The following is a 19844-nucleotide window of genomic DNA, read 5'->3' on the forward strand; positions in this document are numbered from 1 at the left end:
CACTCTATTTTTGCAGCATTTCAAGATGCTTGATGGCATCTTGATAATCGTTGGTATTGCCATCTTTTTGATATAGTTCGGCTGCTTTCTGATAATCAGCGATCGCCCCCGGTTTGTCTTCTAAGAACTCGCGGACTCTGGCGCGGTTGTAGTAGGCATCGCCGTAGTTGGGGTTGATTTCAATTGCGCGATCGAAATCTGCTTTAGCTGCTGGGTAATCTTTGAGATTGCGGCCGTGGATGATGCCGCGTTTGTTGTGGGCTTTGGCGTAGTTGGGGTTGAGGCGGATGGCTTCGGTGTAATCGGCGATCGCCCCTTGAATGTCTCCCGCCTCTGATTTGGCTAAAGCACTATTGAATAAATCTTCAGCAGGATTTTGAACAATCGTTTTTTGAGCTATTAATATTGCTGAGGATTTAGCAGAGACAGCAAGGGATATATTACCAAAGATAGTAAAGATTACTAGAGTAGCAATTAAATTGTAAAATGATGATTTCATAATTTAGGCAAAAATTTGAGCGACAGAACAACTAAAACCGGGCAACAAAGGCGAAGTTAGTTCATCATTGCTCAACAGCGTAGCAATGAGCCTTAAACTTGCTTGTTCCCTGCGATAAACTTCTATTTGCTGCAATTGCCAATTCACAACCCAGTATTCCTGCACTCCTCGCACTGAATAGAGTCTAAGTTTCAAATCTCGATCGCGTCTCTGATTGTCTGCACCGGGGGATAACACTTCAACAATTAACTCGGGTGCGGCGGTTAAATGGCCGGCTTCGTCTAGCAAGATAGCCAAGCGTTCATTACTCGCCCAAACTACATCAGGAATGACGTTATCAGCGTCCGTGAAAATAAGACCCGGATTGATGGCGGCTCGTCCCAAACCAGTAGACATCGACCAAGTATCAAGGCAAGAAAAAAATCTGCCACAAGTCTGTTGATGCCCCCAATGCGGTGCTCTAGTCATAAATAGCTCCCCATCAATAATTTCATAGCGATCGCCGTTATCGGGCAATAGTTCTAAATCGGCGGTAGTCCAGCGTACTTTATCAGATATTGTCTGGTTCATACAAGCACTCTTGATAGGTGATAGAAACATTCTAAACCATCGAGCTTCTTGTCGCTCCACAGCTTGAAACAATCCGGCTACACTGACTTTCGCTTTTTGCAGGCGAGACTCAGAATATTGAAACCCGCCTGGGCGCGGGTTTCGTTTTTGTAGGGGCGATTTCGCATCGCCAAATTGTCCGATCGCCCAATTTAAAATTATTGAAAATTTAAAATCGCGCGATTACTTCAAAATAGTTTTAGAAGCAATCCGAGTTTTCTTGCGATCGGCTTCACTCAATTGTTCGCCAGACTGCAAGCGAGTAGCAGAGGTTTGGAGCACAGTTGCGGCACTTTTATCGCCCATTTGCAGAGCAGTTTTCGCAGCAGTTTGCAGCATTGTTGCCGCGCCGGCGCGATCGCCCTGTTGCAATCGGGTTTCTGCGAGTTGAGTTTGGCGGTATTTAGCCAAAGCTAAAATGTGCTGCTGTACCATCGGGTTAATGGCCGGCTGATAAACTTTCACGACATTAGCGGAAAGTGCAACAGGATCGGAAAGCAAACCTTGGCCGACACTCGGATCGTCGTAGCGAATTTGCAATTGCCCGATCGCCTGTGTACCTTCGGGCAACTGTCCAATATAAATATTAGCCAAAACTACTCGCTCTATATCCTTCATTAAATCTCCCAGGCGTACCATAAAACGATCGCCCTCTTGCTGTACCGGTAATTCGATCGTATCCGGGGCAACTTGGGCGATCGGTTTGAGTTCGGCTAACCGTACTTTTGGCATCAGTGAAAATAGCAAATAAGCATTAGTCAAACCTACACCTTGGATGCGAGTAAATAGTTTGCTAAACTCGTCAACCGCATCTTCGGGACGCTGAATGTGAGCCAGAGCACCGCCACCAGCATCAGCAATCTTTTCCAAAATATCCTGGTTCCAGTTATCGCCAAATCCTAGAGAATTTAAAGTCATGTTGTAGTCGGCAGCCAATTTAGCCAACTTCAAACAGCGGCTGTCGTCGCCGTGTTCGTTTTCGCCGTCAGTCAGCAGAAACGCCTGAGATATAGCTTCTTTTTTGCCTTTGCCCAACTCTTCAATACCTAACTTAATGCCCTCATCAATTGCTGTGCCACCGGCCGATCGCAATTGCTCAATTTGCCGTTTAATACTGCTGGGGTCTCCCACAATTTGATTGGGGACGAGGACTTTGGCTTTATGATCGAAAGCCACCGCGCAAAAGCGATCCCCGGGCTTCAACCTGTCCAGCAACCGTCCGGCGGCTTGTTTGACTGTTTCCAAGGGGCGTCCGCCCATCGAACCGCTGTGGTCGAGAATCAGGCACAGGTTTAAGGGTACGCTGGAGTCGATCGAGCTTGCCGTCGCAGACACCGAAATCGCTAGCTGGCGCTGCGTTGAGGGCGCAGCAGCGTCAAGGTTAGGGTCGTTTAAAACCGGGAGCAAACTAACTTTCATGCGGGATACCTAAAGATTGCGTTAGTATTTCTTTAAGAATAGCTCCATCAGTTCAGGCAACATTTCGGTTATGTCAGGAACCTCAGCCTAAGTGCATGAGGCTTGTAAGAGATTCTTGCGAGCCGTCCTGACCAGCCTAAGACTTTCGAGGTCTACGTTTTTTGAGTCATGACACCCTGGGATGCGAAGCTAGTCCCCTGCCCTGTCATTTGCAGTTAAACAGTTTTAAGGTCACTGAAACAGTGCTGCAAGTTTAACAAGCTCTAAAAACATTGGCGAAGCTAACTTTACCCGTAAGGGAGTTTTGGAGAAGACCACATCTCCACGGAGGGGCAACCATACCCCTCCACCCCAATCCAATGTAAAGCCGTCCTAGAAGGACGGGGTTTCAGACTCATTTTTCTGATGAACACACCCATTAAAGCAGTGCAATCGCCATACTACGGGGAAGGGAACTCTCGGACGCCACCTCCCGATTTGCCATCCCTGTTGCTGAAGGAGCGGATCGTTTATCTGGGGATGCCTCTGGTGCCTGCGGTAACAGAACTGATTATTGCTGAACTGTTGTTCTTGCAGTACGAAGACCCCGAGAAGCCGATCAAAATCTACATCAACTCGACCGGCACTTCTGGTTACAGTGGCGAACCCGTCGGCTTTGAAACAGAAGCCTTCGCTATCTGCGATACGATCAGGTACATTAAGCCGCCCGTACACACTATTTGCCTCGGTTCGGCAATGGGGATGTCTGCGATGCTGTTAGCGGCTGGTACAAAAGGCTTTCGAGCGAGTTTGCCCCACGCTTCCATTGTGTTGCACCAACCCAAGGCTTACACGCGGGGTCAAGCAAGCGACATTCAAATTCGCGCTAAGGAAGTGCTGGCAAATAAAGCGACGATGCTTGATATTTTTGCAAGCTGTACTGGCCAACCGATCGAAAAGATTACTAAAGATATGGATCGGTTGCTGTACCTGACGCCCCAGGAAGCTAAAGAATACGGTTTGATCGATCGCGTTCTTGAAAGTTCTGAAGAATTGCCGAAACCGCTGCCGGCTGGAGTCCTCTAATTCGGTTAGGGGGTATTAGTTATTAGTTATTAGTTATTGGTTAGGGTTTATTGGTCATTATAACCACAAACTAAAAAACCGGAAATAACAACTAACAAATAACTAATAAACCATAACCAATTGCCCGATCACCAATTACCAACTAAACGGAGTTCCGAATTATGCCTATCGGTGTGCCAAAAGTTCCCTACAAGATGCCGGGGGGTTATGATACTCAGTGGATTAATATCTACGATCGCCTCTACCGGGAACGGATTATTTTCTTGGGCAGGGACGTTGACGATGAAATTGCCAATCAAATCATCGCTGTGATGCTCTATCTTGATTCGGAAGATTCAGGTAAGGATATTATTTTATACATCAATTCCCCAGGCGGGATGGTGTCGGCAGGCATGGCTATTTTTGATACCATGCAGCACATTAAATCAGACGTGGTGACGATTTGTGTGGGCTTGGCTGCTTCGATGGGTTCTTTCCTGTTAGCTGCCGGTGCGAAGGGGAAACGGTTAGCTTTGCCTCACTCGCGCATCATGATTCACCAGCCTTCTGGGGGCACGCGGGGACAAGCAACGGATATTCAGATTGAGGCCAAAGAGATTCTGCGACTGCGCCACCAACTCAACGGTATCTATGCTAAGAATACTGGCAAGCCGATCGAGAAAATCGAGAAGGACATGGATCGCGACTATTTCATGTCCGCTGAGGAAGCCAAGGAATACGGCTTGATTGACAGAGTGATCGAAGATCGTCCGTAAGTTATTTTTGCGCTACCGTAGTGCGGGCAAGCCTCGCACTACAACCCAGTTTTTCGGTAAATTTTGGCAGAATCTTTACATTGAAGGATTCTGCCATATTTAATGGTACTATCAACGCTCATTCATGCTAGATGGATATTGCAGATTATTACCGACAGTTAGGGCTGAGGTTAGGTGCGAGTTTATCGCAAGTTAAGACCTCTTATCGGCAGTTAGCGAGACAGTATCACCCCGATGTGAATCCGGGAAACGAACAGGCTAAAAATAAGTTTATTGCTATTACTGAGGCTTATAAGTTCCTGGTGAATGTTGCCCCCCACCATGTTGCGGAGTCGAAAGTTGCCAATTCCACTGTGCCGCCTAGTTCGACACCGCCGGATCGGGGGGTGAAAGCTCAACCGCAGGCAGTTAAGGTGACTCGAAAAGAGGCTGCGGTTCAATCTCATGCGGATCTGTCGGCGGTGGAACAAAAGTTAAAGCAAGATGCTTATGTTGAGTTGCAGCAGTTGCTGAAATATCACAGGTTCCCGCGGGCGATCGCCTTGATTGAGGGTTTGGCCCAGCGGGTTCCCGAAGATTTGGAGGTGCGTCAGTGGCAGGCGATCGCCTATCAGCGCTGGGGACGGCATTTGATCGGAGAAAAGCAGGTTGATAAGGCGAGAATTTATTTGAAAAAGGCTGTGAAAACTGACCCTCACAATCGGGCTTTGTGGGCGGAAGTTGAGCGGGATTTTCGCAGGTTGGAAGAGATTTATTGAAGCGATGTTGCGTCCCCCTTTTGCAGGGGGTCTGCGTCGTGAATTTTTAATTTTTCTAAAATAACTTGGGTATTTTCAGGTCTGTTTTCTGGTAGCGGTTCCATCAATTCGTCGATCGACTCTAGGAGTAACGGGTCAATATCTACAGCCTGGTTCCTCCAATTAATTTTACCAGTTTTTTCATTAACGGGAAAGTCGATCGGCTCTATGCCTGTTAATAAATGTACAAAAGTACGCCCTAGGGCAAAAAAGTCCGATCGCACGCCTGCTTTACCTAGAATTTGTTCCGGTGCGGCGTATCCAGCAGAACCTATGGGTGCGGTCTCTATATCTGCTTCTGTGGCTGCGCCGAAGTCAATTAATCTCAATTTTCCATTGGCTTCAATCATCAGGTTGGATGGCTTAATATCCCGATGCACTACATGATGTTTGTGGATTTCCTGCAAAATATTGGTAATTTGTTGCAGCCAATCAAGAGCGAGTTTTTGAGAAACGTACTGTTTTTTAGTTAATAATTCTGCCAAGTTTTCTCCGCTAATTTTTTCCATCACCAAACAAGACAATTTCTGGAAGTTCTGGGGGATTTTAATTGGGAAATAACCGTCTGGTTCGACTTGGGGAACTGATCCCTTTCCGGCCAGCCAAATCAAAACTCGCGCTTCTTGCTTGAACAAGCGAACTAAATCGGGATTGTGGGCGTGTTTCAAGACTTTTAAAATTTTGACAGTGCCCCATTCGTTTTCCCCGGTTCCCAAATCTTCAACTTCAAAGATGTCTGTGGGGCGTGCGGGATTGGGCGATCGCACTGGTTTAAGGATGCGATAGCGATCGGCAATTAACAAATCCGTGCCACAAGCTTGACAATTTTGAGCAGCAGCAGGATTTTCGCGTTGTTCGCATTGAGGATTGATGCAGTAAATCATACCATTTTAGATTTTAGATTTTAGATTTTAGATTGGAAATGACGGACGCTGTATCGGTTTAGAGCTTGGTTTTGCATTTTTTTTTTGGGGAAGTCGTATCACTTTGATTGATAAATTACCATAAAACCCAGCAGTTCTGATCGTCTACAGTTATGTCAGCGCGGGCGCTACAATTTGTCCAATCTTTGGTTGCGGTTACGTCGAAGAGTTTGGTCAAAAATTCAGTCATTTTGCGGATAATCTCTTCGGCTTTGACTTCAACTTTTTTGGACTCTGGCGGCAGTTGTTCGCCTTCTTCGTCTTTGGGGCGGTATGTACGGGAGATTCCAGAAAGCACAGCGGGCTTCTGGAGTGCTTTTTGAGCTTCTGCGAGTTCTTGGACGGATCGGCTTTTGATGCCTTTTTCGATCGCAATAATCTGATTTAAGCGTGCCATTGTTCGATTTTATTGACGCTGAACTCATATCAAGCCGGGTTGATACTGATCATCAAATTGTTTATGCTGTGGCTTTTAGGGCTTTGATAACTCTCCCTCATCAGTACAAACCTCACGATCGTTCTTTAACCAGACTTGATCGTTATGTAGTATGCCACACTTCAAAGTAAATTACAAGCTTTCTTTTCTAGGCGCGGTGCCAACAGAGCCCGTCGCTACCGTACTCAGCAATTTATCTCTCAAAAACTCGGCAAAATCTCTAGCGTCGCTGCGGATCAAGTGGATGCCATCATTGGTACGCCATTCTCGCTCTTTCGGGGGTGGCAGCCACTCAAAACGATCGGACGGAAACAGCTTTTTAGCCAATTCTTGGACTTGTTTTCTCCTGATTGCAGCGTTAACTCGTGACTCTTGCGGTATGTCAAATAAAACTACTTTTGCCCCGCTATTTTTTTGGATTTCTGCGATTTGAATTTTAATAAACTCAGCTTCTTTTTTTATAGCTTCTGCATCTTGTTCAGACAAAGGTTGACTTTGAATATCTACTATCGTTTGGATAGCTTTTTGGGATAAGTCGGGAGTAAGATATCGACCTTCTAATCTGTCTAGAGCCTCTCGCGTCACTTTTTGACTCGGCTTCGATCGACTTTTAAAAACATCCACAAAAATGCTAATCGGACGGTATTCCTCTCTCATCATTGGTAGATACTGGCGTAACCAATAAAAAAGAGGATGATACAAAGAATCCATTAATTCTGTATCTATTTTCCGAACAATAGTATCGTTAATTTCCACCAAAACAATAGGAGGCTTGGTTTTACTTCTTTTAACTATTTCTAAACCTGTTTGGCTCGCTCCTCCCCCCAAGGCTATGCTCTTTACGCCCTCTCCAATGTCTTTAATATTAAGGTTTGCAGCTAGAGAACTACCTACCATTACCATTTTTAGATCGGAATTATCCTGATATACATACCTTTGAGTTTTAACAATATTATTTTGAAGCAGGCTAACTCCATCGGAAGCAGGCAAAACTCCGCCGCTGACGAGCGCTTGATAAAAACTCATTATAAACAGAAAAATTAGTACCGGGCGCAAAATCGGTCGCAACGGGAATTTGACAAACATAGAACACCTTCTAGAATTGGAAATAAATAAATTGTTTCGAGCTGCCACTGTTGAGGAATATCATTGCTAGCATAATTCCTAAAGCTAAATCTTGATAAACGCTCCAGACTTTTTGGCCGTTTTTATTTGAATCCTGTTTCATCAGATTTTGCCAAGTGGGAAAATGGGGAATGTGATAAATCACTACTGGTAGGGAAAAAAATAGCGTCGGAATAATGTGACTCCAACCGGGCTTGATTTTATAGTTGCGAACTAAAGTAACTGCGAAGTCAACCGCTTCTTCAAATCGAGGCAGTTTGAAAAGCAGCCATCCCACGGAAACAAAAGAGAAAATGCCTAAAACGCTAAGGCTGTCCAATAATAATTGCTGCCAGATTGGTTTGGTTTTTGCTTGATTTGGTTCTGGCAATTTGTTTTTGGATTTGTCGAAGCCAAAAAAGCGTTCTACGGCTAAACCCAAGCCGTGATAAATTCCCCAAACTGCATAACTCCAAGCAGCCCCATGCCATAATCCTCCTAAAGTCATTACTATCATTAAGTTAACATAAGTTCTGATTCTGCCTTTGCGGTTTCCGCCGAGGGGAAAGTATAGATAATCTCGGAGCCAAGTTGAGAGGGAAATGTGCCACCTTCTCCAGAATTCGGAGAGGGAACGAGAGATGTAAGGAAAGTCGAAGTTGTCGGGAATTCTGTAACCCAAAGCGGCTGCAAAACCGATCGCAATTAAGGAGTAACCGGCAAAATCGGCGAAAATTTGGATTGAGTAGCCAAACAGCAGTGTCAGGTTGGTAATCGTTCCAAATCCTTGGTAGTAGGGAAAGCTGATCCAGAAGGTATAGTCTTTTAAGTTGTCGGCGATGACCATTTTTAGGAAGTAGCCGACAACGAGCGAGCGAAAAATGAAATTCCAAGGAATATCTTTAAAGTATTTAGGAACAATCTGGGGATAAAAAGTCTTGGATTTTAAAATCGGGCCTGACAGTAAATTGGGGAAAAAGCTAATAAAAAATGAAGTATTTAGCAGGTGTTGGGTGAAGTTGGGCGAGACGTAAGCGTTTGCTTCGGTTTCGCTTTTGTTTTTTTGAGTCAGTACGTCTACGATTAAACTTATGCCTTCAAATGTGTAGAAAGAAATGCCGATAGGCAGAGGCAATTTTAAGAATAAATAAGCAATGCTGCCTTCGGAGCGAGCAATATTAAAAACATCGGTAACAAAGTTAGTTAGCAAACCAGCGTATTTAAACAAGCTCAAAATTAATACATTGAGAACGACTCCCGATAAAGCCCAAAAAAATCGCTGTTTCTTGCCAGAAATCCGGGCAACTTGAAAGCTGACTGTAGCGTTGATAAGAATGGAGAGTAGCAGGATCAGCAACAGTGCGGGGGCGCTCCAACTGTAAAAAATAAAGCTGGCAATTATCAGGATGGGAACCTGCAATTTTTGCAACGGAGGGAAATAATATATGGCGAAAACAATCGCAAAAAATACTAAAAATTCAATACTGTTAAATAACATAATTTGTGATTTCGCTCTTTTACGTAGCCTGTGACCCACTATATCAACCGCCTGGGACTAATGGCAAGACTAGCCCAGAACCCGATCGCGATCGCGCATCCTACCAAAGTGTAGCAAATATCACTCTTTATGAGCGCTGCGACTACCTCTTGAGATAGATGCGGAAATACCTCCCAGGGCGCGTTGTCATTTCGGGAAACATTTCTTAACATATAGATAACAAAGGGAATCCGAGGAGACACTAAAAATCCTTAAGCCCTTGGGGTGCCCGGTTAATCAGACTTTTCGCAAACAAGGGCTAAATTAATGAACAAGCAGCAAAACTCCGAAGTTTCAGCATTTTTGCCCATGCTCCAAAAAGGCATTTGGCTGTTTGGGATTCTCTCTTGGATATTCGGGCTGACAGATAGAAGTATTGCACTATTATCTGACGGATATTTGTCGGCGATCGATATTGTCCAGCTATTTACAGCATCATTTTTCTTCATTAGCTGGCTGTTTTTAAGCCCGTTTTTGGGCCTTAACTCCCAGAGTCAGCCGAAGGAAGAAGCATCTCCCTAGTTTTTAAGTTGTAATGTTAGTTTCTCGATCGCTCTTTCTTTCTTCGGGAGCAAAGCGGGCCGGCCAAATGCGATCGCAAAAAAACAAAGTTCCCGCCGTCACGCACAGCGGAATTGCCAACAAATTCAACAGCGGAATGCTCACCAAACCCAAACAAACCAAACCAAAACTCCCGCTGGCGGGCAAACTCGCCCAAATTATCTCCAACTTCTCCTGAAAAGGTCGCCTCCGCCTCTCCAAAGGTGCATCTAAAAAGTCCAAACAGACAATAGTCGCGCCCAAAGCTACGCCACCAAAACTGCTAAGAATAGAGCCGACACCAGGAATAAAATTTAGCAGCAGCAGGGGTATACCGACGCTCAACAAAATTTGTAGTTTTCGCAGTTCAAAGGCGATCGCCCTTTGAATATCGCCAAAACTACTCGCCAAATTCATTGGTGCTTCTGCGGGCAATTGACCGTTCCGCAGCAGTTCCAATTGTTCGGAAAGTTTGCCGTACCAGGGCGAACCTAAAATCACGCCAAACTGCACTAACAAAAATCCAATTATCAGCAAAAGTCCTGACACTAGGAGTACGCGCAGCAGCCAGCCGAAAGCAACTGTTAACACGCCGAGAAAGCTCAGCCAAGCTGGAAAACTCGCAATTAGAGCATTAAATCGGACGGACAAATCGGCAACTAAAACATCTATCCCAGCCAAACTGGGAAATAGCAAGCTTAAATAAAGACCAATACCAATTATAAAATTTAGCACCACGGGAACTAATACATAAGTCCACAGCTTGGGAGTTTGCAAAATCAGCGTGAAAGCTCGCAAAGGATAGGTGAAACCTGCCAGGAGTCCAATTGGTGCGGTAATGGCGGCGCGGGCGGGGTTTGAATTTAACTGTTTTGACATATTTTCTGCTTTTGAGGACTCGACTCTATTTTCTATCATCCATTTTCCATTATTATGACTGATGAGGATTTATCGCAGGTTGCCCAAAAGTGAAGCTTTTTATTTACCATACCCCGGAACTTACGCCAGCCGACAAAATGCCGGCTTGCGCGATCGCAGTTGATGTGCTGCGGGCGACTACGACAATGGCAACGGCCCTGAATAATGGGGCGGAAGCTGTCCAAGTTTTCAGCGACTTAGATAAGCTAATGGCAAGCAGCGAAAAATGGCCTGCTGATAAGCGGATTCGCGCTGGAGAGCGCGGCGGCGGGAAAGTTGACGGATTTGACATGGGGAATTCTCCTCTCGACTGCACGCCAGAAAAGGTGAGTGGGAAGCGAATTTTTATCAGCACAACTAATGGTACTCGCGCTCTGGAACGAGTGCAAGCTGCTGCAACTGTGTTAACGGCGGCTTTGATTAACCGCAAATCTGTGGTGCAGTTTTTGTTAAGTAAACGGCCGGAAACTATTTGGATTGTGGGTTCTGGTTGGGAAGGAAGTTATTCGTTGGAAGATACGGTTTGTGCTGGTGCGATCGCCCAAAGTCTCCTAGCAGAAAGCGGTATTCCTGCGAGCGATTTTGCTGGTAACGATGAAGTATTTGGGGCTATTGCTCTTTATCTCCACTGGCAAGATAGGTTGCACGAATTGTTGGAAAGAGCCAGTCACGGTCAGCGCCTCCTCGGTTTAGGTGTTATTGAAGATTTAAAATATTGCGCGCAAACGGATACTTTAGATGTGCTGCCGATGCAGCGAGAACCGGGAGTTTTGGTTAAGTCGGATTTTAAAATTCCTCAAGCTAATTTCTGGGATCAATCTTCGGAACAAACGGCGAATTAAATTTTTCTGCCAGTGGTGTAAGCTGTCGCGCATTTAAATTGTATATTCAGGGCGGGCGGGACGCTAGGGCCCCTACTCCCCACAAGACTTTGATTTTTTTTGACATACAATTTAAAGGCCGCAACAGCTTATTAGTAAGGTGCGCGGCCCTGCACACCTACTCGAACAACCACAATAAAATTGGTTTGCAGCATCGGAATGCAAGTCCTCATAAAAATCAGAGGACTTGCATTCCTCACTACAGACAACGGAAGTTAGTAGTTATATCATGTCCGGTCGATTACCCGGATTCCTGTAGGGGCCCGTGAGCCAATAATATTTGCCAAAAACGGACAATCTCACAAACCCGCCCTGGCTTATGTATTATGGGCGATCCATCGGACATGATATTAGCGAACAAGATTTTTTTAAAGAAAGTAGAATTAAAGATATTTGGTAGGGACAAAACAATGTTTTGTCCCTAGTCTATTGCGGGCAATGGAGAATTGCTGAATTCACCGCCGAAGCGCTGAATTAAACACTCGGCAATTCTGGCTGCTGCACCGGGTTCTCCCATGCGGCGCCAGCCATTTTCAGCGATTAGCTGCAACCTGTCGGGGTCGCGGAGCAAAGACTGCACGGCACCGGCAACTTCGGCGGGATGTTTGACTAAAATTAATGACGGCCCTAACAGGCGACTTTGAGCTTCTGCAAAGGCGAAAGTAAATTGCGGGCCGTTTCCGGGAATGGCGATCGCCGGTTTTCCTAAACCTACAAATTGTTCTGTAGCGGTTCCGGCCATTGCTATTGCTAAATCGGCTTCGTACAAACAATCGTTAAAACTTTGCTGAGTCAAAATCATCGTGGCATTTCTCTGCACAAATGTCAGGGGCAATAGCAAATTAGGAGATTCTTTCCGAATTTCTCGAGCGCTGGAAACAGGAGGTCGCAAAATACTTGCTTCTGGCCGCTGCGTTCTAGTTTCCCCGTCTTGTCGCCAGCCGAAAAATTCTAAACTAGGTCGCAAAGCTTCTAAGTTTAACTCTGGAGAAATGGCTCCGAAAAATAACAATTTGCGATCGGCAAACAGCGATAAAATTCCGGCTACAGCCTCTACTATTAGCAGCCAATTAGCATAGGCTTCCGGCGCTCTAGAACCGGGAAGTAAGGTGATGATGAGCGATCGCTCGATTTCCCGAAACTCTGCGTCAGGGCCGTAAAAACCGGCGGGGTTTTCCGGTTCGAGTCCGTCCATCATCGGGTTTCCGAGATCGTAAGCGGGAATGCCCAGCTTTTGTAAGGTCTCGGCGGTGAGCGCGTCCCTGGCAAAAACGGCTCGACAGCGCGATCGAGTCATCAACCAGCGCTCCCAAGGCAAATAAACCGATCGCGACCAATTCCACCCACCGCTTACCCTGGATTTGCGAGCCAGAGGCCCGTCCTCGTCCCGCAAATAATACTCGGACTTGGCAGTACCGACAAAGGCATAGGGCGCGCCGCTGAGCCAAGCAAACAGCAGCGGTACAATATCCCCGCAGGCTAAAATAACGCCGTCTTGATTCCCAGACTGTTTTTGGGTTCGCACCCAAGCGCGGATGGCTTTAAACTGAGCGATGGTCAACTGCAGCAGGCCGCCTTTGACATCGCGCAAAAATTCCCTTCTGTCCATGTAAATAAAGCCGCCCGAAGGCATTCGCTGCACCGGGCCGATGATGCGGGCGTTTTCTAGTTGAGCGAAAGCTTGCCCTTCACCCACTAGCGGAAACACGGCTAATTCTGGCGGATGCGGGTGCTGTTGCAGTTCCTGCAAGATGCGAAGGGCGATCGCGTCTTCTCCGTGGCCGTTACTGAGGCAAAGTAATTTCAATCCCAACTCTCTCAAAAACTGTCTCTGAATATATAGAAGCAAGATTAGCCCCAGGATGCAAGGTGGTAGAGCCGGATGTTGAAGTGAGTGGAGCGCCGATCGCACGAGTCCGGGACTTTTGGGTAAAATAGCAGATGAAACTCTATTTTATAGGTAAAATTGGATGGTAGAAACCCTGCCAAAATCTTTGACACTCCAAGAGTTTCTGAAGTTGCCAGAAACTCAACCAGCCAGCGAGTACATTGACGGTGAAATCATTCAAAAACCGATGCCTCAAGGCCAACATAGTGTCATTCAAGGCGAGTTGACAAGCGCTGCTAATGCTACTCTCAAACCTCAAAAGGTGGCGCGAGCATTTCCAGAACTACGGTGCATTTTTGGCGGTCGAGCGATCGTTCCCGACGTGACAAGCGAATTTCTTCATGTGGTACCCGCCACGTGATTTATCTCGCGCAAGTCAATCCAAAATCTCAAACTTGTGCGCTCGCGAAGTCGAAGTATCTAAAATCCTTGCGTCCCCCGAATTAATCTCGCGCAAGTCAATCCAAAATCTAAAATCTAAAATCTAAAATCGAATGACTGTATTCACTTGGGAACGCATTCCCCGTAAAGAAAATGGTGGTGTGGCAAATGTGTTTGCGATCGCCCCGGATTGGACAATTGAAATCCTCTCCCCCGACCAAAGCCAAACTAAAGTTACTAAAAATATTTTATATTGTCTCAAACATGGAACTCAAATCGGTTGGTTAATCGATCCAGAGGAGCGATCGGTTTTTGTATATCGGCCGACTCAATCAACGGAGGTGTTTGACGAACCGGAACAGTTATTGCCCGTGCCATCTTTTGCCATGGAATTGCAACTGACAGTAGGAGAATTATTTGGTTGGCTATTAGAGTGAGATCGTGTCCGATCGAGCGATCGCACATGATATAACTACTGACCACTGACCACTGACTACTGACCGAAAGCATCCAGGATACCCGCCACGTGATTCATCCGTCCAGAAATAAAAAACCTGTATCCGATAAAGGAGCCGCCGAATTTATCTCGCGCAAGTCAATACTTCAATTCTTTAATCTAAAATCTAAAATCTAAAATCGCGCAATCGATTGACTACTGCCTACTGACCATCGATATATTGCTTTAAAATATTCCGAATTTGTTTGAGCTGAAATCCCTTAGCAAGTTGGCGCAGCTTCGAGACAAACGGCATTAAATTAGGTTCTAAACTCTCCAGCTTAGCACTCTCATCAAAAATTTCTTCAATGTCGCCCATAGCTGCGAGTTTCAAAAGTTTTACTACCGACTCAGAAGCCGCAGGTAACAGAGAAGAATAAGCAGGAAAATCAGAGGCTGGTGACAAACTGGGAGGTTTGCGCTTTTTGTTTTCCGAAGATTCCCCATAAATCCATTCTAGTCCCAAACGCACGCGCAACTGTTCCAAAAAGTGATTTGCTTCGATCGGTTTGGGAAGAAAAGCATCGTACCCTGCGAGGATGCTATCTTGCTGCGTAGCCTCGAAAACGCTAGCTGACATAGCGATTAACACAACATCTTTTACTTCCGGCAACTGCCGCAGTCTTCTTGCCGTTTCTAAGCCATCCATTACAGGCATCCGCAAGTCCATTAAAATGACATCCGGTTGAAATTCAACTGTTTTGTAGAGGCATTCTTGGCCGTTTTGGGCTTCTGCCACATCAAATCCTAAACGTCGCAGCAGCCTGGACAACAAATCGCGATTCTGTTGATTGTCATCCACTATTAACACCTTCCGCTTGTTGCCGATAAAACCGACCAGCCAGCGTTTTTCCTGCAAAGGAGACACCTCCAAGTACCGTTTAGCTGCTGGCAATTCTAAATCTACCCAAAAAGTGCTGCCTTTTCCCAAAGTGCTGTGGACGCGAATTTCGGCACCCATTAGTTTCGCTAATTTCTGGCTAATCGAGAGTCCGAGACCTGTACCTTCAACAAATGTATTGCCTCCTACTTGGTGGAATGGCAAAAATATTTCTTCTAACTTGCTTTGCTCTATTCCCGTGCCGGTATCCTCGACTTGAAAGCGGATTTTTAAAGCGTGTTTGGCTGCGATCGGATTGTGGGAAAAGCGCATATAATTTTGTTTTAGTTCCGAGCTCAAAGTCGAGAACTCATAATTGTCTCCTTGCCCTCGACTCCAGGCCTCTGTGCCGACATAGCCGACTTTAAAAGTCACACCGCCGCTGTTAGTAAACTTAACCGCATTGCTGAGTAAATTTATGAGAATTTGGCGCAATCTTTTTGGATCTACACGAACGCAGCTAGGGAGGGGAGAGACTTGTTCGTAATGGAATAAAATTTCTTTTTGCGAAGCTCGCATCTGAAAGAGATCTGCAATGTTTTTCGTGAAATTTAGAAAATTCAACTCTTCCGGGTAGAGTTCCATTTTTCTAGCTTCAATTTTGGAAAGATCTAAAACATCGTCGATTAACATCAGCAGGTGTTGACCGCACTGTTGAATATTGCTGAGACTTTCTTGCTGATCTGAGCTTAAGTCTTTGTCGGTTTTGAGGATTTGAGCGTAACCTAAAACGCCGTTTAAAGGCGTGCGTAGTTCGTGGCTCATATTGGCCAGAAATTCGCTTTTGGCGCGGTTGGCGCTTTCAGCAGCTAATGCAGCTTGTTGGAGGGCAGATTCTGCAAGTTTGCGATCGACAATTTCCGTTTGTGCTTGTTGAAATAGCGTCGATTGCTGAATCGCGATCGCCAATTGCACGCACAATTGCCGGAGAGATTCTATTTCTGAGGAATCCCAGGGACGGGGGCCCCTGCAATCCTGGGCTATCAGCAGTCCCCAGAGCTGATTTTCTGCCGTCGGTTGGGTCTGGGAAATGCTTTCTCGTGCTTTTAAAATTGGTACTATTAAGTTAGCTTTTACTTCAATTTTTTCGAGAAATTTCATGTGGCATTCCGTCAAATTTTCCCGGTAAATATCTTCCATTGATCTAATACCGCCTTGCTGATAAACTTCAACAAATTTCTCTTTAAAACAGCCATCAATATTGTTAAAATTTAGCAGCGAAATTCTATCTTTTGCCACGGATTCCACAACAACAAAGCCGCTCCAGTCGGGATTAAAGCGGTAAATAACTGTGCGGTCTGTTTGCAAAAATTGCCGCACTTGTTTGACAGCAGTTGTCAGGACTTCTTCTAAATTTAGGGAGGAGCGAATGCGATCGAGCATAGCAACTACTAGCCGTTCTCGCCTTAATTGCTGCTGCAGTGCCATCTCCGCTTGTTTGCGTTCGGTGATGTCGGTAATTACTCCCACTAACCCGATTAAATGACCAGTTTCATCTTTAATGCCGTCGGCGCGAAATAAAGTTGTTACCAGTTCGTTGTTTTTAGTGTTGATTTTGAGTTCGCCTTGCCAAGATTTGCCTTTACGGAGCGTTTTAAACATTTCTAGCAGCACTTTAGTTTGAGGATAAATTGCTGTTAATCCGCCTGCTGTGTTTAGTTCTTCTGCTGTGTAGCCGTACTGTTGAACAAAGGCTTGATTGTGGTAGAGCGATCGCCCTGTCAAGTCAGCAATGCCGATCGCATCGCTGGTGCTTTCCACCGCTTGAGTAACTCGCAGCAAATCTAATTCTGCTTGTTTGCGATCGCTGATATCAGTAATAGTGCCGATATAGCCTTTAATTTCCTGCTTGTCTCCGATTTCTGCAATTGCCTGACCTATCACCCAAATTACCCGACCGTCTGGACGCTGAAAGCGGTATTCTGATTTAAAAGGAATTTTCTCAATAATTGAGCTATGCCATTCATTTTTTACCCGCTCCACATCATCGGGATGTATGGCATTCATCCAGCCAATTTCTGCTGCTAATTCTGCGTTTAATCCCGTAATTTCGCTCCACCGTTGATTCACATAAAGACAATTTCCAAATGTGTCGGTGTGAAATATGCAAACTGGCGATGCTTCTGCTAAAGTTTGGTAGCGGCGCTGGCTCGATCGCAGGGCTGATTCTACCTGTTTTCTATTAGTTATATCGCGCACTATAGAAATAATTTCGCCACCGACAAGCATTGTCAGCGACAATTCTTGAGGAAACTTAGTACCGTCACGGCGCTGACCAGTCGCTTCTATATTGCAGTACCCTTTTTGCAGAAGCATCGGCATTATTTGTAATTCAAAAAATATATTTTCTGCTTTGCTGTAGAGCATTTTCCATTTCTTGCCATACATTTCGCTAGGGCTAGCCAAGCCGTACATTTTGAGATAAGCTTCGTTGGAATAAATACATTCTTTATTATTATTAAAAATAGCGATGCCGTCATAAGCAGCGGCCATTGCTACTGCTTGTCGCTGGAGTTGGGACTCTGCTTGTTTACGAGAGGTAATGTCGTGACCGACTGAGTAGATTAAACCTTCTTCGCTAAATGGCGATGCCGTCCACAGGAAGTATTTGTAAGAACCGTCTTTGCAGATGTAGCGGTTTTCAAAGGATATACTGGACGTACCCGCTATTAGTTTTGCTCCTTCGGCAGCAGTGACTTTTCGATCGTCTGGATGAACAAAATCGATCATTGGCTTGGCAAACAATTCACTAATACTGTACCCTAAAGCTGTTGACCAAGCTGGGTTTAAACGTTTAAAACGACCATCAAAACCTACAATACAAAGCAAGTCTAAGGAGATAGTGAAAAAACGATCGCGCTCTGTTTGTGCCTGCTTTAATTCAGTGATATCCATCACTAAACCGTCCCAGAGAATATCGCCTTCGCTGCCAGATTTGCTTTCATTAGTGAGCCTTTCTGGTCTCGCAGCTCCTTGCAGCCACTTAACTTTTCCAGATGGCAAAGTCTGTCGCCACTGCTGCTGCCAAGGTTCCAGCGTAGTGGCTGAAATTGCCATTGATGCTTTTAAATCTAAGAGGTCGTCTGGGTGAATTCCATTGGAAATCAGTTCCGCATTTTGCTCTATTGCTTCTGCCTCTAATTCGTAGAGTTGGCTACTGCCTGAAGAAATGTAAGGGAAAGACATTTTTCCAGTTGCTGACATTCGTAATTGATAAATTATTCCCGGCAGGTTAGCTACCAATTTTTGAAAGCGAGCTTCGCTTTGTTCCAGGGCTTTTTGTTGCTGTCTGTATTCGGTAAAATCTCTAATTGTACCCACTATTACTTTACTGCCGTCTGCTATTTGGAAGACGCTTTTTTTGGTAGAAATTATGTGTTCTTTTCCGGCAGAGTCTGTGAAGCTTTCTTCGGTTTCCAAGCAGATACCCGTTGTCAATACTTCTTCATCTTTTGTCCAAAAAACAGCAGCTTCTGATGGGGGGAAAAAGTCATAATCTGATTTGCCGAGCAGTTCTTGCCGCGATTTGCCGACCAACTGACAAAAAGCATCATTTAATATCATCCAGCGGTGTTGCTCGTCTTTGACAAAAATTGGGTCTGGCGTAGCATTTATGGTGTGGTTTAAAAATTCTTCTGATGCTCTCAGTTTGGCTTCGTAGCGGTAGCGATCGCTCACGTCCAACACTACTTCTATTATCCGGTCGATAGACCTGTCCAGGCGGCGGATGCAGCGCAGGGAAACTCGCGTGTGAACTATTTCGCCATTTTTTCTGAGCAACCTTTTGTCTAAGATGTAACCGTCGCTCCTACCTGCTAACATCTGAGAAAAATTTTCACAATTAGCCTCCAAATCTTCTGGATGAGTCAACTCTAGCCAATTATTTTGCACGAGTTCGTAGCGCTCATAGCCCAGCAAATTGCACAGGGCATCGTTAACTTCTATCCAGTGGCAATTTAGAGGAATTTCGCTGTCAATAATTGGAGCGATGATGGCAATGCCGATCAGGGAATTTTCCACCACCGAGCGATATTTTTCTTCACTTTTTCGCAAAGCATCTTGACTGTTTTGGCGTTCTATGGCGTAGCGGAGCGATCGAATTAACAGTTCGCTGTCGATTTTTCTTTTTACCAAATAATCCTGTACGCCGACAGAAATCAACCGCAGGGCAAGTTCTTCGTCGTTTTGGGCGGTCAGAACTACGATCGGCACATTTACCCCGTACTCTTGTACCCGAGCAACCGTCTCGATTCCCCGACTATCTGGCAATGAAAGGTCTAATAAAATTATGTCAAAAGTTTCTTGATTCAATCGCTGCTGCGCTTCGCTGAGGCGCTCTACTTTCGTCAGCACTATACGCTGCGCGCCGCCTATTTCTGACAGCAAATCTTCAATCAGCTCAGCTTCATGAGGGTTGTCTTCTACTAACAGAACTTTAAAGCAGATAGGAGGCAAAGCTAAGTTAAAAACTGCTTTCATAATATTTGTTAATCAAGAAAATATTAAAATAACTGGAATTTTACCTTTTATTTTCCGGGCAGTCATTCAATTCCACGTACACATACATCGATCGTCAGATTCGGGGAGGGTAAGCAATCTTTACAAATAATATGTTTAATAAGTAAAATTATATCACGCACCAACTAGACTGTCAACGGAAAAGAAGTTTTATTCTAAATTGCCATTTATACCAATTAAAACAATGAATGCAACTGT

The 19844-nt window shown here is 45.2% G+C and carries 15 protein-coding genes and 2 pseudogenes; 7 read left to right on the top strand and 10 right to left on the bottom strand.

Annotated elements, in window-relative coordinates; genetic code table 11:
- Positions 1-4: 4 nt before the first annotated feature.
- The 3 genes from QT973_RS00430 to QT973_RS00440 form a co-directional block, all read right to left on the bottom strand.
- Positions 5-499, bottom strand: a complete 495-nt coding sequence (locus tag QT973_RS00430) for a tetratricopeptide repeat protein (RefSeq protein WP_333207678.1) — start codon at positions 497-499, stop codon at positions 5-7.
- 3 nt (positions 500-502) lie between these two features.
- Entirely contained in the window at positions 503-1069 is a 567-nt protein-coding gene (locus tag QT973_RS00435) for a Uma2 family endonuclease (protein WP_333055702.1), read from the bottom strand.
- Positions 1070-1291: 222 nt separating this feature from the next.
- On the bottom strand, positions 1292-2527 hold the full coding sequence (locus QT973_RS00440; RefSeq protein ID WP_333207677.1) for a VWA domain-containing protein: 1236 nt from the start codon (positions 2525-2527) through the stop codon (positions 1292-1294).
- Between the two features lie 405 nt (positions 2528-2932).
- On the opposite strand from QT973_RS00440, the gene QT973_RS00445 reads away from it, so the two are divergent.
- The 3 genes from QT973_RS00445 (at position 2933) to QT973_RS00455 (ending at position 5105) form a co-directional block, all read left to right on the top strand.
- Positions 2933-3592 (top strand): ATP-dependent Clp protease proteolytic subunit, encoded by a 660-nt coding sequence (locus QT973_RS00445; RefSeq protein ID WP_333055700.1) that lies wholly within the window; start codon positions 2933-2935, stop codon positions 3590-3592.
- Positions 3593-3753: 161 nt separating this feature from the next.
- Complete coding sequence (locus QT973_RS00450) at positions 3754-4347, top strand: ATP-dependent Clp protease proteolytic subunit (RefSeq protein WP_333055699.1); 594 nt, start codon at positions 3754-3756, stop codon at positions 4345-4347.
- Positions 4348-4478: 131 nt separating this feature from the next.
- Positions 4479-5105, top strand: a complete 627-nt coding sequence (locus QT973_RS00455; protein ID WP_333055698.1) for a DnaJ domain-containing protein — start codon at positions 4479-4481, stop codon at positions 5103-5105.
- Here the strand turns inward: QT973_RS00455 and QT973_RS00460 are convergent.
- The 4 genes from QT973_RS00460 to QT973_RS00475 all read right to left on the bottom strand — a co-directional run bounded on the left by QT973_RS00460 (position 5099) and on the right by QT973_RS00475 (position 9105).
- Positions 5099-6028 carry a serine/threonine-protein kinase gene (locus QT973_RS00460; protein WP_333233795.1) on the bottom strand — a complete coding sequence of 310 codons (930 nt, stop codon included), beginning with the start codon at positions 6026-6028 and terminating at the stop codon, positions 5099-5101. The two genes, QT973_RS00455 and QT973_RS00460, sit on opposite strands and share 7 nt — an antisense overlap.
- A 115-nt stretch (positions 6029-6143) precedes the next feature.
- Entirely contained in the window at positions 6144-6464 is a 321-nt protein-coding gene (locus tag QT973_RS00465; RefSeq protein ID WP_333233796.1) for a DUF7873 family protein, read from the bottom strand.
- Between the two features lie 171 nt (positions 6465-6635).
- The gene (locus tag QT973_RS00470; protein WP_333055695.1) at positions 6636-7589 is read right to left on the bottom strand and encodes a hypothetical protein; all 954 of its coding nucleotides are present in this window, start codon (positions 7587-7589) and stop codon (positions 6636-6638) included.
- A 10-nt stretch (positions 7590-7599) separates the two neighbouring features.
- Entirely contained in the window at positions 7600-9105 is a 1506-nt protein-coding gene (locus tag QT973_RS00475) for an MBOAT family O-acyltransferase (protein ID WP_333233797.1), read from the bottom strand.
- 306 nt (positions 9106-9411) lie between these two features.
- On the opposite strand from QT973_RS00475, the gene QT973_RS00480 reads away from it, so the two are divergent.
- Positions 9412-9666, top strand: coding sequence for a hypothetical protein (locus QT973_RS00480; protein ID WP_333207675.1), 255 nt, complete (start codon positions 9412-9414; stop codon positions 9664-9666).
- A gap of 3 nt (positions 9667-9669) precedes the next feature.
- Here QT973_RS00480 and QT973_RS00485 read toward each other — a convergent pair whose 3' ends face one another.
- Positions 9670-10563 carry an EI24 domain-containing protein gene (locus QT973_RS00485; RefSeq protein ID WP_333260707.1) on the bottom strand — a complete coding sequence of 298 codons (894 nt, stop codon included), beginning with the start codon at positions 10561-10563 and terminating at the stop codon, positions 9670-9672.
- Between the two features lie 89 nt (positions 10564-10652).
- Here QT973_RS00485 and QT973_RS00490 point away from each other — a divergent pair, with 89 nt between their 5' ends.
- Positions 10653-11444, top strand: a complete 792-nt coding sequence (locus QT973_RS00490; RefSeq protein WP_333055691.1) for a 2-phosphosulfolactate phosphatase family protein — start codon at positions 10653-10655, stop codon at positions 11442-11444.
- Positions 11445-11904: 460 nt separating this feature from the next.
- On the opposite strand, the gene QT973_RS00495 is transcribed toward QT973_RS00490, so the two are convergent.
- Positions 11905-13290, bottom strand: coding sequence for a lipid-A-disaccharide synthase-related protein (locus tag QT973_RS00495; protein WP_333207674.1), 1386 nt, complete (start codon positions 13288-13290; stop codon positions 11905-11907).
- A gap of 163 nt (positions 13291-13453) precedes the next feature.
- On the opposite strand from QT973_RS00495, the pseudogene QT973_RS00500 reads away from it, so the two are divergent.
- Together QT973_RS00500 and QT973_RS00505 are read left to right on the top strand one after the other, a co-directional pair.
- Positions 13454-13696 (top strand): annotated as a pseudogene (locus tag QT973_RS00500) (Uma2 family endonuclease); the annotation flags it as partial.
- A 169-nt stretch (positions 13697-13865) separates the two neighbouring features.
- Positions 13866-14189: pseudogene (locus QT973_RS00505) on the top strand (Uma2 family endonuclease); the annotation flags it as partial.
- Between the two features lie 222 nt (positions 14190-14411).
- Here the strand turns inward: QT973_RS00505 and QT973_RS00510 are convergent.
- Positions 14412-19607, bottom strand: coding sequence for a PAS domain S-box protein (locus QT973_RS00510; RefSeq protein WP_333390282.1), 5196 nt, complete (start codon positions 19605-19607; stop codon positions 14412-14414).
- Positions 19608-19844 lie beyond the last annotated feature (237 nt).

It is taken from the genome of Microcoleus sp. Z1_A1 (assembly GCF_036700305.1).
In the GTDB taxonomy this organism is placed as follows: Bacteria; Cyanobacteriota; Cyanobacteriia; order Cyanobacteriales; family Microcoleaceae; genus Microcoleus.

Bases quoted from the DNA above. Each gene is read 5' to 3' on its own strand.
- QT973_RS00430 (WP_333207678.1), bottom strand. From the start codon at position 499: ATGAAATCATCATTTTACAATTTAATTGCTACTCTAGTAATCTTTACT.
- QT973_RS00435 (WP_333055702.1), bottom strand. From the start codon at position 1,069: ATGAACCAGACAATATCTGATAAAGTACGCTGGACTACCGCCGATTTA.
- QT973_RS00440 (WP_333207677.1), bottom strand. From the start codon at position 2,527: ATGAAAGTTAGTTTGCTCCCGGTTTTAAACGACCCTAACCTTGACGCT.
- QT973_RS00445 (WP_333055700.1), top strand. From the start codon at position 2,933: ATGAACACACCCATTAAAGCAGTGCAATCGCCATACTACGGGGAAGGG.
- QT973_RS00450 (WP_333055699.1), top strand. From the start codon at position 3,754: ATGCCTATCGGTGTGCCAAAAGTTCCCTACAAGATGCCGGGGGGTTAT.
- QT973_RS00455 (WP_333055698.1), top strand. From the start codon at position 4,479: ATGGATATTGCAGATTATTACCGACAGTTAGGGCTGAGGTTAGGTGCG.
- QT973_RS00460 (WP_333233795.1), bottom strand. From the start codon at position 6,028: ATGATTTACTGCATCAATCCTCAATGCGAACAACGCGAAAATCCTGCT.
- QT973_RS00465 (WP_333233796.1), bottom strand. From the start codon at position 6,464: ATGGCACGCTTAAATCAGATTATTGCGATCGAAAAAGGCATCAAAAGC.
- QT973_RS00470 (WP_333055695.1), bottom strand. From the start codon at position 7,589: ATGTTTGTCAAATTCCCGTTGCGACCGATTTTGCGCCCGGTACTAATT.
- QT973_RS00475 (WP_333233797.1), bottom strand. From the start codon at position 9,105: ATGTTATTTAACAGTATTGAATTTTTAGTATTTTTTGCGATTGTTTTC.
- QT973_RS00480 (WP_333207675.1), top strand. From the start codon at position 9,412: ATGAACAAGCAGCAAAACTCCGAAGTTTCAGCATTTTTGCCCATGCTC.
- QT973_RS00485 (WP_333260707.1), bottom strand. From the start codon at position 10,563: ATGTCAAAACAGTTAAATTCAAACCCCGCCCGCGCCGCCATTACCGCA.
- QT973_RS00510 (WP_333390282.1), bottom strand. From the start codon at position 19,607: ATGAAAGCAGTTTTTAACTTAGCTTTGCCTCCTATCTGCTTTAAAGTT.